Here is a 12,985-nt window from a genome sequence, read left to right as displayed (position 1 = left end):
CTGGCCAGGATACGGCGCAGCGAGGTCCTGGTACCAGGCGGGCCGCGTCACACTTTAGGCTGGTAGGTGTGACCGATTCCGTTGAAGCATCCACCGAGTCCGTTCCCGAGTACCGCTACACAGCCGAACTCGCCGGGCGCATCGAGGAGCAGTGGCAGGACCTGTGGGAATCGCAGGGCACCTTCGACGCGCCCAACCCGGTCGGAGCGCTCGCCGGAGACGTCCCGAAGGACAAGCTCTTCGTCCAGGACATGTTCCCGTACCCGTCGGGCAGCGGCCTGCATGTCGGGCACCCACTGGGCTACATCGCCACCGATGTCTTCGCGCGGTACCACCGCATGCAGGGACGCAACGTGCTGCACGCACTGGGCTACGACGCCTTCGGACTGCCCGCCGAGCAGTACGCCGTGCAGACGGGTACGCACCCGCGCAGCACCACCGAAGACAACATCGTCAACATGCGACGCCAGTTGCGTCGCCTGGGTCTCGGGCACGATCGTCGACGGTCCCTGGCGACGACGGATGTCGACTTCTACCACTGGACGCAGTGGATCTTTCTGCAGATCTTCAATGCCTGGTTCGACGACGAGCTCGGCAAGGCGCGCCCCATCTCGGAGCTGGAGGCGGAATTCGCCTCGGGTGAGCGGACCTTGGACGACGGCCGCTCCTGGGAGTCGCTGACCATCGGTGAACGCCGCGAGGTGATCGACGGCTTCCGTTTGGTGTACGAGTCCAACTCGATGGTCAACTGGTGCCCCGGGCTGGGTACCGTGCTGGCCAACGAGGAGGTCACCGCCGACGGACGTAGCGATCGCGGCAACTTCCCGGTCTTCCGAAAGAACCTGCGCCAGTGGATGATGCGCATCACCGCGTACTCCGATCGGCTGGTCGACGACCTCGAATACCTGGATTGGCCCGAGAAGGTCAAGACCATGCAGCGCAACTGGATCGGGCGCTCCCGCGGTGCGCAGGTCTCGTTCTCCGGGATCGAGGTGTTCACCACTCGCCCGGACACGCTGTTCGGTGCGACCTACGTGGTGCTGGCGCCCGAGCACGATCTGGTCGACGGCATGGTGGCCGAGCAGTGGCCGGCCGGAATTTCGGACAAGTGGACCGGCGGTGCCGCGACACCGGCCGAAGCCGTTGCCGCATACCGCGCGTCGATCGCCGCGAAGTCGGATCTCGAGCGGCAGGAGAACAAGGAGAAGACCGGCGTCTTCATCGGTGCGTACGCCGAGAACCCGGTCAACGGCGAGCAGGTGCCGGTGTTCATCGCCGACTACGTGCTGACCGGGTACGGCACCGGTGCCATCATGGCCGTTCCGGGCCACGACGCACGTGACTGGGAGTTCGCGACGGCATTCGATCTGCCTGTGCGCGAAGTTATCTCCGGTGGCGACGTCACCGAGGCCGCCTACGTCGGCGATGGCGAGCTCGTGAACTCCGGTTTCCTCGACGGCCTACCGGTCGACGAGGCCAAAGCCGCTGTCATTTCCCGACTGGAGTCGGAAGGCAAGGGCCGCGGCACAATTCAGTACAAGCTGCGCGACTGGCTCTTCGCGCGCCAGCGCTACTGGGGCGAGCCGTTCCCGATCGTCTGGGATTCCGAAGGCAATCCGCACGGACTGCCCGATTCTGCTCTGCCGGTAGAACTTCCCGAGATCGAGAACTACGCCCCGGTGTCGTTCGATCCTGACGACGCCAGCTCCGAGCCGTCCCCACCGCTGGCCAAGGCCGATGAGTGGGTCAATGTCGAACTCGATCTGGGCGACGGACTGCAGACCTACACCCGCGACACCAACGTGATGCCGCAGTGGGCCGGTAGCTCTTGGTACCAGCTGCGCTACGTCGACCCCACCAACTCCGAGGCCTTCGCAGACCCGGAGAACGAAAAGTACTGGGTGGGGCCGCGTCCCGAAATCCACGGACCCAACGATCCGGGCGGAGTGGATCTCTACGTCGGTGGCGTCGAGCATGCGGTGTTGCACCTGCTCTACTCGCGCTTCTGGCACAAGGTACTGTTCGATCTGGGTCACGTCAGCTCCAGCGAGCCGTACCGTCGCCTGTACAACCAGGGCTACATCCAGGCCTACGCGTACACCGATTCCCGCGGGGTCTACGTTCCTGCAGCCGAGGTCGTCGAACGCGACGGCGGCTACTTCTACCAGGACCAGCCCGTCAACCGCGAGTACGGGAAAATGGGTAAGTCGCTGAAGAACTCGGTCTCCCCCGACGAGATCTTTGCCGAGTACGGTGCCGACACCCTGCGTGTCTACGAGATGTCGATGGGTCCGCTGGACACCTCGCGCCCGTGGGCGACGAAGGACGTCGTCGGCGCGCAGCGGTTCTTGCAACGCGTGTGGCGTCTGGTGCTCGACGAGGTGACCGGCGAGGTTCGCGTCACCGATGCCAAGCCCACCGAGGACACGCTGCGAGTGCTCAACCGGGTGATCGACGGTGTGCACGCGGATTACGCTGCGCTGCGCGACAATACGGCCGGTGCCAAGCTGATCGAGCTGACCAACCACATCACCAAGGCGTACCCCGACGGTGCTCCGCGCGGGGTGGTGGAGCCCTTGATCCTGATGCTCGCTCCTCTGGCACCGCACCTCGCCGAGGACCTGTGGGGCAGGCTCGGACACGAGAAGTCGTTGGCGCACGGGCCATTCCCGCGCGTGGAGAAGAAGTGGCTCGTCGCCGATACCGTCGACTACCCCATCCAGGTCAACGGCAAAGTTCGTAGCCGCATCACCGTGCCGGCAGATGCAACCAAGGACGACGTCGAGAAGACGGCCCTGGCGGACGAGAAAATCGCGGCCCTGCTCGACGGCAAGGCCCCGACAAAGATCATCGTGATCCCGGGAAAGATGGTGAACGTCGTCCTGAAGTAGCTCTCGCCTCCGCCGAACTCGAAGTTATGGATGAAAATCTTGCGATTTCCGTCCATAACTGCGAGCTCGCGGGGGTTTAATTTGTTGCATGTCACTGGCTGGTAGAGGGTTTGCGTTGAGGCTGATGGCCTCCGTCGTGCTACTTCTTGGGTCCGCGACGCTCGTGAGTGTGCCTGTTGCACAAGCAGATCCGGGGCCCGGCTCACCGATTCCCGCCGACGATCCGTTCTACGATTGGGACGGCGGCCTGGACGTCTCTCCGGGAACGGTGCTGCGGTCGAGGCCGATGACGTTCCGTACCCCCACCCAGCCGACGCCGATCACAGGTAGCCAGGTTCTGTACCGAACTACCGACCAGCAGGGCGACGGCGTCGTCACGGTCGCCACGGTGCTGCGGCCGTTGGTCCCCGGGCCGACGCGGATCGTCTCGTACCACATGGCCTACGACGCCCTGGGCTCGCAATGCAATCCCTCGTACACCCTCAGCGGCGGGTCCACGAGTCCCATTGCCGGTGCGGAACAGGCGGTCATTGCCGGTTACCTTGCAGCCGGCTACACCGTCGTCGTGCCGGATTACGAGGGCGAAGAGCTCGAGTGGACGATCGGGCGGCAGTCGGGCTACGCCGCTCTGGACGGCATTCGTGCGGCGCAGTCCCTCCTGCAGGTTCCGTCGAGCACCCCCGTCGGGATGATCGGTTACTCCGGTGGATCCGTCCCGACGCAGTGGGGTGCCGAAGTTGCCCCCGAGTACGCGCCCGAGCTGAATCTGGTCGGTGCGGCGGCCGGCGGGCTACCGGTCGACCTGGCTCACAACCTTCCGTACGTCAGCGGCAACAAGCAGTGGGCGGGTGTCATTCCGGCACTGATCGTCGCCTACGAACGTGCGTACGGCCTCGACCTGAACAGTTTCATCTCCGACTACGGCTTCGAGGTTATCGATCAGGTCGATCAGGAGTGCATTGCCCAGTTCGCCGACGACTACCCGACACTCACCGACGCCTCGATGGTCAAGGCCCCGTACACCTCCCTGTTGGATGTACCCGAGGTGGCGGCGGCGATCGACGACAACATCATGGGTAGCCAGGGCACTCCGCGGACTCCGGTGTTTCTGGCGGTCGGCCACGCCGATCCGATCGGCGATTCCGTCATGATCACCGGCGACGTGCAGGGACTGGCTCACGATTATTGCTCCAGGGGCGTCGATGTGCAGTACGCGCAGTACGACGGCCTGACGCACAGCGACGCCTTCCCGGCCTTCGAGGCGCAGAGTCTGCAGTTCCTGACCGAACGGTTCGGCGGTGGGCCGACGCGCAGCAACTGCGGGACCATCCCGCCCGGTAATGCCTTGACCCCGACTTCGTAGTTCTCTCAGATGGCCCCGAGATCGGCAGACAGCCAGTGTTCGGGGCGCAGGTAGAACACAACGTTCTCCTCGTGCTCACGGTTGGCCATCTCGAGGTATCCGTCGACCTTCTCCGGGGGCAGGTAGCGGGCCGCCATGGCGCGCAGCAATTCCGGGGTGCTCGGTTCCTCTCGCGCCACCGGACCCTCGACGCTGACGTAGCGGATCGTCGGATCGGACTGCTCGATCATCAGGGTGAATCGCCCTGCAGTCCTGATCAATTGGGCCTTCTTGGACGTGGCACCGGTCAACACCCAGGCTTCACCGCCGGGGGTGTAGTCGTACCAGATCGGTACCGTCAGCGGGCCACGGTCCGCCCCGGCCGCTACCGAGAGGGCGGCGATATGCGATTCGGCCAGATACTCTTCGCGTTCTGTCTTCGACAGTGCCATGAACCAACCGTAAGACTTCCCCGGGCGAAGTTCCAGACCTGATTCGACGCCCAATGTGGCCTGATCCTGGTCCGCCGTGGACAGTGGAGGGATGCCGATCGACGAGCCGAAGATTGCGGGTAGCCCCGTGGGTCGCCGAGTCGTGCTCGGCCTGGTGGCGGCCGGGGTCGCGGGCATCGTCGGTGGGGGCGCGGTGCAGAAGGGTCTCGCGTCGGTACTCGGGCCGATCGGTAACCACGATCCGACGGGACTGATCGGACTGATTCCCGTCGGCGACAATTTTCGGTTCTATTCGGTGACGCAGGGCGCGCCGCGCAAGGACGAGAACTCCTATGCCCTGACGGTGGGCGGTTCCGTCGACACACCGCGCACGTTCACGCTGCAGGACCTCCGCGCGATGCCGCAGACGTCGTTGGTACGTGACTTCCAGTGCGTGACGGGATGGCGGGTACCCGAAGTTGCCTGGAGCGGAGTGCGATTGGCGGACATCCTCGACGCCGTCGGACCAACCGCGTCGGCCGACTCGGTTCGCTTCACCTCGTTCGACGGAACCTACACGGAGAGTCTGACTCTCGAGCAGGCACGTTCGGACGACGTCCTGGTTGCGTTGACCATGCTCGACGGTCCGGTGACCCACGATCACGGGGGGCCGGTGCGGTTGTTCGTCGCTTCGATGTACGGCTACAAGAGCCTCAAGTGGCTTTCCGGAATCGAGTTGACCGACAACGTGGTTCCCGGATACTGGGAGAAACGCGGGTACGACATCGATGGCTTCGTCGGCGAATCGAACGGACGTCGCGATGAACCGACGAGTTGACGACCGCGCACGGTTCGACCGAGTCGAGCGGTACGTGCACTGGGCGGTGGGAGTATTGGTCGTCGTCTGCATCGTGACTGCGGCAATTCTCTATGTAGGGTCGCTCGCGGTTCTCGTCGGCCATCGACCGATCGTGGAGTTCGTTCACGTGTGGTCCGGCTTCCTACTGCCGGTTCCGTTGATCGCCGGTGTGATTTCCAGGGGATATCGACGGGACATGACGCGCCTCAACAGATTCGTCGCCGACGACTGGAAGTGGTTGCGCTCCAAGGCTCGACGCATCGGAGCGATCGGCGTCGGCAAGTTCAATGCGGGTCAGAAACTCAACGGCGCGCTCAGCGGCGGGTCGATTCTGGTGCTGCTGCTCACCGGTGCAGTGATGTACTTCCAGAACTGGAGTCCGTTGGACTGGCGTATCGGTGCAACATTCGTACACGACTGGTTCGCCCTGGGATTCGGGCTACTCGTCGTCGGACACATCACGTACGCGTGGCGCGACCCGGAGGCAATGCGCGGGATGACACAGGGTGCCGTGACCAGGGAGTGGGCAGAGCACGAGCATCCGGAGTGGTGATCGTGCTCTGCGACACGGCTATTGGATGGACTTCTGTTTGCCACCGGTGACGAAGCCCTCCGAGCGGAACGGTCTCAGCCGCACGTGGGGCTCTGCTTCTCGACCCTTCTGGTCGTGCACCACTCGGTACTCGGCACTCAGTTGGCGCAGGCTTGCAATGGACAATTGGCGAACCTGTTCGGCCGTCTCGGTATCCGGCAGTTGTTCGGGCCGCAGTTCCACATCGAGGGTGAGAGTTTGCCGTTGTTCGCTGTCGGTCTCACAGCGGGCGATGAACCGACCGGTCAGCCGTGTTGCCAGGGAGATGTGCTCGACGGCGGGTCGGATGTAGTCGGGGTAGATGTTGACGGCACTGTAGATCGCGGCGACGTCGGTCCGTCCGAAAACGAGTAGGTAGTAGGCGTCCGTGTCGATGCCTTCGGCGAGCGAGGCGTAGCCGGCCTCGGCCAACCGAGTTCGAATCTCGCTGCCCCTGAGGATGTCTCCCCTGTCGTTCACGCGATAGCGGACGAGCGGAAGCACTCCACCGACAGTGAACAGGAGGTACCCGTCCGTGTCGACTTCGATGTAGGTGAATTCCGGTTGGTACTGAACGAAGGCAGGTTGCTGCACGACGTTTTCGGCTGTGTCGTCCGTGCCGAACATCAGGCGGTTCAGAGTCGAATCATGTGCGGCAGCCGAGCGGATGGCAATCGTGGAGGCCGTCTCGTAACCCACGAAGCCGACATCGGTCGCCCCGTAGACGACGCGTACTCGATCGCCGTGTGCATCGCCGAGCATGGAGTGAATCAGAGCGCGCCACGCTTCGCTCACGGGCTCACCACCCACGATGACGACCACTCGGTGCCGGCGTAACAGATCACCGTGAGTGTCGAGGAGGTCGCGGACGATCGGAGGGTACGCAAAGATCACGATCTGCTCGTACCCGTCGGCGGCTTCGTTGACCACGTCGGCGATGGCGTCGGGGTCCATGCCGGGGGTCGCGATGGACAGCCGGTGCCCACGCCTGCGGAGATCGAGCAGCATCGAGTACATGAAGGCACCACCGATATAGGGACCGAGCGGGAAGGTGACGAGTGCGAGAGTTGCGCGGCGTTCGGTATCGGCACTCTCCCGCAGAACACGACCGAACATCGCTGCGCCGTGGTCGGCGGTGCGTTGGCCGCGCGACCAGAACGTCGGTTTTCCGGATGATCCGGCGCTGCTCGCAATGGTCTCGACGTCTTCTGGGCGGCCGGCCTGCAAGTCGGTGAGGATGCTGCGTAGCCGATAGGTGTCTTTCGACGTCGTCGGCAAACGGGAGAGGTCTTCTGCCGTAACGATCGAGTCCACTGCGATCCCGTGCTCGTGCAGCAGGCGGCGATATGCCGGTACCGACTGGGCAATGGACTGGACGAGTTGAAGCGCCGTGTGCGCGGGGTCGTGGAGCTCTGCCGGTTTCATTGGCATGACCTTTCGATCGTGCCCGTCTCCGTTGGAGGGCAGACGGGAATCGCTGTGAGGAACAGTTTGATTCGATCGCGGATCGGTCTTGCTCCGATGTTCGAGAAATCGAGAGATGTCGATGAACATCGACGCGAACTATTCGGTGCCGGTCTACCTGTGCCTGTCCCGGGAGTGCCTCGCGTCGTCCGCTTCCTGCACCGCAGCGGCGTATGCCCTCTGCGCGGCTGCGAGTCCGAAGTGCTGGCCGACTGCCGCACCATGCGCATCGACGGCAGCACACAGTGCCGGTCCGGGTGCTGACCAGTTCGTGCCGGCCTTCAGCCTGTAGAAGGCCGATCTGGAAATCGAGAACAAAGTTTGCCCGAGATGGGCGTCGTCCCTGCTGTCCTCGATCCGACGGATGGTCCGGTAAGCCCTGTCGGTCGCCTGCTCGAACTCGTTTCGTCGTTGCTCGAGTCCACGAAGGGCATTGATGAGCCGCTGGTCGTATCCGGCCGAGTTCGATGACTCGTCGAAAATCGACGAGCACGGCACACCCTGGGCTGAGCTATCGTGTCGAACGAGAACCTCTTTGAAAGTGCCGCTTGCGATCAGTTTCGGTGCGAGGCTCAGTCGGTCGCCGAATTCCTGTGCGCGTTCTGCGAACAACGCTGACTCGAGCAGTCCCTGTATCAGCTGAGCGGTCAGTTCTATCGGCGTCGTACGGATCATGTTGGCCAGTCGGTCGTAGTGCCGATCGTGTGCTCGGCGCAGAATTGCTGTGACAGTGCCCGTCAACTTGTGGGACGCCTTGGCACGCGCCTTCTTGTTCAGCTGTGACAGCGCGGACCACGTCATTGCGAGGTGCGCTAGCGCGTCGTCCAGGGTTCCGGTCTCGGCCTCTGTACGCAGGAACCGTGCGAGAAGTCGAACACCTTCTGCATCGGTTTTGCCCGACGAGCGCGGTGCGAAAGTGAGGGTATAGACAGTGGGCCATTGGTCGGCAAACGATGTGGGACTGCGCGCTATGGTCTGCAACAACGCGTCTCGAGCGGCGTCGACGACCATCGGTGGCGAAACCTGTTGTGTTCGAGGCGAAACGGTAGGTTTCGGGGTGATGCTCGTCGTGATGAACTTCGACAGCAGGTCTGCAGCTACCGTTGACGAGTCCGCGCGGCGAGAGCAGGTTCCGATCGTCCGTAGTAGCAGCGCTGTACCCTCCACGCTCGTTGCCTGTTCGAGCCAGGCGGCCAGTAGGTCCACCGATGGCCGGATCATGTCGTGGCGCAGCAGGATACGGAGCATGCCGGCACCTGCCGCCTGGCTGTCGTGGGTGCCGGTGATCAGTTGTTCCGTCCAGCGCTGCAGGAATGGCGCATGTGCACGTAGCGCAGTGTGATTGTTCTGGTGACGAAGCAAGTCCGCGACGGCCTGGGGTCGACCGAGCCGGTGAGCAATCGCCAGCGCTGCACGAACGAGTAGCTCCGGTCTTTGATGTGCCCGAAGTAGCGAGTGATCGAGGAAGACCTCGGCCGCCCGAGGGCCGGGGCCGGCCACTGCGTCGACACGCGACAGGTGATCCGCAGCGGTAATTGCGGTGGGTTCACCCCACACGATCGCTACCGGGGCCAGCGCAACCAGGTAGTCGCCGGAAGTGAACAGTCGACGGTCACTCGCGTACCTGTGGATCGTCATGGACACGATGTCGCGAATCACCTCTGCGGGGACGGAGGGGTCGGACAACATCTGTCGAGTGACCGCCGCCCAAATCGCCGGGCCGGGGCCTGGATTTCGATCGTCGACAGGCAGGTGGTCGTGCAGCAGTACGGACAGCGTGGCGGTCAGCGACGTCCTCGCGAACGATGGTGTTGCGAGAACCTCGCGTGAGAACACGTCGGCGAGTCGATGCGGTGCCGTGGGCCCGGACAGCGAGAACAATGTGGCGAGCGTGGCTTCTACGAGGCCGACGTGGTGTGGTTCGTCGATGTGCCGCAGTGCCATGCCGACTGCCGTCAGGTGGGCGTCTGCGGTCGGATCTCGCTCACTACCTCGACGCTCGAGGTCGGCGCAGACTTCGCCGACCCAATGGAACCACCGGCCCGTCCAATCGTTTTCCAGGCGACCGCGAAGAATGTCTGCGGCCACCACAGCGCCCATGGCCCGTCGGATGATCTCGACGTCACGAGGGTTCGAGTGTGCCTGCATTTCAATGGCACTGTCCTCGAGACGGACGAGAAAAAGGTTGTCGACCAACGCATCCCAAAATTCTGCCACCATCTGCACGTACCGAGCAACGGTGTGCGCGCTCTTGCGGACCGAATCTTTGTCCGCCTCCGTCGAGCGTTCGCTGAGCCCCTCGATCACCGAAAGGATCGCGTCGCGAACCACATTCGGAGCAGCCGGGGTCAGGTAACGCAGAAGAGTGAGGGGCTCACTGCTCGATCGTAGGTAGTGAGTTCGGGCAGCTGCCAGATCCGCGTACATCGCGGTCCGGCTCACGAGGTTCGCAATGGTGTGTGGATCGCGCCCGGCGAGATACGCCGCAGTGGTTGTTATCTCTGGACGGAGTTCGGGACGTCGAACCCATAGACGATAGAGGTGCTCTGCCACCGACGTCGAGTGCCCATGTACTCGCGGGAGGGTCCGCAAGAAGCGTCGTAGTTGTTCGTCGGTCAGGACAGCGACCATGTCGTCGGTGAGTTCGAGCAGATCCGGGTGATGCGCCCAGACCGTCATGACAGACGAAATGTGTTGTGGGTGTTCGGTTCCGATGAGACTGCGGCAGCTCGCGCGCACAATCGTCCGCGCCATCACGTCCGCCCCGAGAACGATCAAGGTCTGTTCCACAACGGCCCCGACGAGCAGATCGTCGGGTACCCGCCCCGCCCGTTCGACCAATCTCGGAAGTTCACCGTCGGCACCTCGCGCAGCGAGACCCTGGGCGGCGGCGAACTCGAAGAACGTCCGATGGAGAAATCGGACGCGATTGTGGGTCGTGACCAGGACTCCTCGCCGCGTCAACGTCCGAACATGTCTACGCAGAACAGCGGCGTCGTACGTTCGATCGGCAGAAGCCGCAACCTGAGTAGTCCACCGAATCAGGACGTCGACAGGTGGTTCGAGAGTTCCCAACGCCAACAGGGCTATTGCGAGGAAGCCCGTAGTGGCGGAGAGGTCATCGGCGTCGTCCGGAGGGAGGTCGGCTCCAGCTCGGTGATCGCTGACGATACGGCGGCACCAGAACAAGTTGTAGAGGCCGGTGACGTCCAATTCCAAATGTGGGAAATAGGGAGCAGACAGGGAGAACAGTAGCCTCAGCAAGAGAGGGCTGGTACAGACGTCCTCGACGAGAGCCCCACGCGCGCGTGCTGATTGGATCGCCGCGACGGGGTGGGCCGGCCGGACGGAGTCGAGGTCGACGAACTCGTCGGTCAACGCTGTGATCGCGATCGGAAGCTCGGATTTGGAGGAGTACGGTCCGAGGGAGATCTTGTGGCCGAGATTTGTCGGAAGGCTCTGGCCTTCCAGCGGTCTGGTCGTCATCACCACCGGAACGTGTGCTCGTGACAGTGTCTCGACCAGATCGATGACGTGGTGGCGAGCAGCGGGACTGTGCAGCATGAGGTCAGTGGTGTCGAGCAGCAGAATCGAGTCCGGTTGGGAGACCACAGCCGAAACAACGTCGTCGAGCGACGCATTCCGGATTCCATCGGTACCGGACTGTAGCCACGTTGCCGACAGCAGCAACGGATTCCGTCCCAGTGTTGTCAGGGTGCGGTGTAACGACCACAGCAGGGTGGACTTCCCGTGTCCCGCTTCTCCGACGATGATGCGTGGTTCGATCCCCGGGGACAACAGCTGCTGAACCAGGGCAACTTCGATATCTCGCTCTACATACCAACCGTCGTCATCGTGGTGAGGCCGACTCCCTATGTCGTCGAGCAGATGCTCCGACAGACGGGTCAATCGATCCCACAGTGTCGAAACCGATTCGGTGACGGTCACCTGTCGACGCCACCCGCGTGGCCACGCTTGTCCAGCGTCGTCACCGCGGCCGTATCGCAACACCGGGCATCAATATTCGCAGGACACCCTGCGCCACTTCGGTTGCGGACTCCGCGGGACGCGTCAGGCAGCGGAAGAGAACGTTGTTGGTCAACATGATTGCAGCTTCGAGTGCCGTAGCGTCATCGCTGAACACACCGCTTTCACGTCCGCGTTCGAGGATGGGGACCACAGCGGACGGGAGATAGAGGTTTTCGATGACCGTTGTGACAGTGCTCGGTTGTTGAAACTGCTCGAAGCTCAATGCGAGCAGCATGCCCGAGCTCATGGCGCGATTGTCGATGACGAACTCGCCCAACGACACCAACGTGCGTTGCAGGGCAGTGGCGGGGTCGACTCCCAGACGTTCGTCGGCGCGACGGAGCCGAAGCACACGGTCGAATTGAGGTTTCAGGGCCGCAACGATGATGTCGACCTTGCTCGGAAACAGGCGTCGAAGGTCTTCCACGCGGATCTTCGCTGCCGCCGCGATGTCGGCCAGGGTGACCAGGAAGTAGCCATTGTCGACGAATAGAGTCTCGGTCGCCGCGATCACGTCGGCCTCGAGGTCGGGGCGCAGAGTATCCGAGATATCGCCCGGATCGGGTTGGGCACCGGTGCGGTCGGAATGAAGGGGGTCGATGGCCCACTGGAGAATCGAGTCGGTGGCCGATGCAACGTCGTCGGAGGACACAGAGCCCGGCGTCAGTACCTCCCGGAGCGCAAGCCCGTCGAGTAGAGCCCCGAGAACCGTCGAGAGGTTCGTCAGCGACAGTGGTTGGCGCAATGATCCGCCGTGAGCCTGCACTGCGTGGCCGATAATGGATCGCAGGTCGGTATCGAAGCGCTCGAACTCGGGGACGACGGCTTTCCGGGCACCGTTGTGATCGGCAGCCAGCAATACTGCGATGAGGCGACGCCGCATGAGACCGGCCCTGAGGTCGTCGAACAGCGCCGACACCGGAGCTTTCGCGTCCTGTGCACCGCCTGAAGCCGCTATACCGGTGTAATCCAGTGTGAGGTGGTCGAGGAGGTCTTCGACGAATGCCTCTTTGCCGCCGGACCCGCCGCCACGAGAGTTACCGGGGTACGTGTTGTGGAAAGTCTGGTGGGACAGGCCCGCGCGTTCGACGACGGCCGAGATCGAGAGCGAACGCGCAAGGTCCGTCGTGTCCATGTCACTGAGCAGGCGATACCCGGCCTGGAGGAACTGCTCCCGTGGGAGTGACTTCTGGTTCACCGACAACCGCCTTCGTCCACCTGGACCGCATTGGTTTGGATCTTGAACTATAGCAATCGGACCGTTCGGATCCGGCAGTTTAGTTTCAACTACAGGCCGGTGTAGGCGGACATGCTTTATGGAGTGGAGGCTCGAATACGCTTGTGTTGCATGGAGTTCGGCAACCGTGGTCAGATTCAGGTAGGCCTGTAGGCCGATTG

General features: G+C 63.1%; 8 protein-coding genes. 4 read left to right on the top strand and 4 right to left on the bottom strand.

Going from position 1 to position 12,985, the window contains the following annotated elements; genetic code table 11:
* Positions 1 to 68: 68 nt before the first annotated feature.
* Together leuS and E4P29_RS12425 are read left to right on the top strand one after the other, a co-directional pair.
* Positions 69 to 2,891, top strand: coding sequence for a leucine--tRNA ligase (gene leuS, locus E4P29_RS12430; protein WP_135045053.1), 2,823 nt, complete (start codon positions 69 to 71; stop codon positions 2,889 to 2,891).
* A 124-nt stretch (positions 2,892 to 3,015) separates the two neighbouring features.
* Positions 3,016 to 4,254, top strand: coding sequence for a lipase family protein (locus tag E4P29_RS12425; protein WP_209205394.1), 1,239 nt, complete (start codon positions 3,016 to 3,018; stop codon positions 4,252 to 4,254).
* Between the two features lie 5 nt (positions 4,255 to 4,259).
* Here E4P29_RS12425 and E4P29_RS12420 read toward each other — a convergent pair whose 3' ends face one another.
* Complete coding sequence (locus tag E4P29_RS12420) at positions 4,260 to 4,685, bottom strand: pyridoxamine 5'-phosphate oxidase family protein (protein ID WP_032367642.1); 426 nt, start codon at positions 4,683 to 4,685, stop codon at positions 4,260 to 4,262.
* A 91-nt stretch (positions 4,686 to 4,776) separates the two neighbouring features.
* Between E4P29_RS12420 and E4P29_RS12415 the strand changes: the two genes are divergently transcribed.
* Complete coding sequence (locus E4P29_RS12415; RefSeq protein ID WP_135045048.1) at positions 4,777 to 5,502, top strand: molybdopterin-dependent oxidoreductase; 726 nt, start codon at positions 4,777 to 4,779, stop codon at positions 5,500 to 5,502.
* The gene (locus E4P29_RS12410; protein ID WP_135045046.1) at positions 5,486 to 6,076 is read left to right on the top strand and encodes a cytochrome b/b6 domain-containing protein; all 591 of its coding nucleotides are present in this window, start codon (positions 5,486 to 5,488) and stop codon (positions 6,074 to 6,076) included. The genes E4P29_RS12415 and E4P29_RS12410 overlap by 17 nt, the downstream gene beginning before the upstream one ends.
* Positions 6,077 to 6,094: 18 nt before the next feature.
* Here E4P29_RS12410 and E4P29_RS12405 read toward each other — a convergent pair whose 3' ends face one another.
* The 3 genes from E4P29_RS12405 to E4P29_RS12395 all read right to left on the bottom strand — a co-directional run bounded on the left by E4P29_RS12405 (position 6,095) and on the right by E4P29_RS12395 (position 12,785).
* Positions 6,095 to 7,519 (bottom strand): hypothetical protein, encoded by a 1,425-nt coding sequence (locus E4P29_RS12405; protein ID WP_135045044.1) that lies wholly within the window; start codon positions 7,517 to 7,519, stop codon positions 6,095 to 6,097.
* Positions 7,520 to 7,672: 153 nt separating this feature from the next.
* Entirely contained in the window at positions 7,673 to 11,506 is a 3,834-nt protein-coding gene (locus tag E4P29_RS12400) for a hypothetical protein (RefSeq protein ID WP_135045042.1), read from the bottom strand.
* A gap of 40 nt (positions 11,507 to 11,546) precedes the next feature.
* Positions 11,547 to 12,785 (bottom strand): TetR/AcrR family transcriptional regulator, encoded by a 1,239-nt coding sequence (locus E4P29_RS12395; protein WP_135045040.1) that lies wholly within the window; start codon positions 12,783 to 12,785, stop codon positions 11,547 to 11,549.
* Positions 12,786 to 12,985: the final 200 nt, after the last annotated feature.

This window comes from Rhodococcus sp. 1R11, from assembly GCF_004563845.1.
Classification (GTDB): domain Bacteria; phylum Actinomycetota; class Actinomycetes; order Mycobacteriales; family Mycobacteriaceae; genus Rhodococcoides.
Note: the sequence above shows the minus strand (reverse complement) of the source record. Positions and strands in the feature narration are given on the sequence as shown.